Source organism: Cupriavidus sp. SIMBA_020 (assembly GCF_046535395.1).
In the GTDB taxonomy this organism is placed as follows: Bacteria; Pseudomonadota; Gammaproteobacteria; order Burkholderiales; family Burkholderiaceae; genus Cupriavidus; species Cupriavidus campinensis.
Genome location: NZ_JAWRWU010000136.1, coordinates 1 through 376, shown reverse-complemented (window position 1 = coordinate 376; position 376 = coordinate 1). Strand labels below are relative to the sequence as shown.

The following is a 376-nucleotide window of genomic DNA, read 5'->3' as shown; positions in this document are numbered from 1 at the left end:
CTCCTGGTGGAGCGCCGACCCTTTCGCATTCGAACGGCAAAGCAGGCCGATAAGCCGGATTCTGTGCACGCTGCACGCCGAAGCGAGCAGCGCGTGGCAGCCATTCCTCTAGGCGCGCCATTGCTGACGCGCTCAAGCTTCCTACCCGCAGACGAGACGGGGGCCCCATCCTGCATCCGAAAATGCGCGCCTGCCTACTTGGAATTGCTCCAGGTGGAGGTTACCGTGCCGGCGAACGTCGCCGTCGCCGCGGTGCGCTCTTACCGCACCGTTTCACCCTTACCTGATCCCGGCTTGCGCCGGGCCCTCGGCGGTTTGCTTTCTGTTGCCCTGCTCCGCGTGTCGCCACGGATGGCCGTTAGCCATCACCCTGCCC

The 376-nt window shown here is 65.4% G+C and carries 1 other RNA gene; it reads right to left on the bottom strand.

Annotated elements, in window-relative coordinates:
- Positions 1-34 precede the first annotated feature (34 nt).
- Positions 35-376, bottom strand: an RNA gene (gene rnpB, locus SB751_RS28510) — RNase P RNA component class A; the annotation flags it as partial.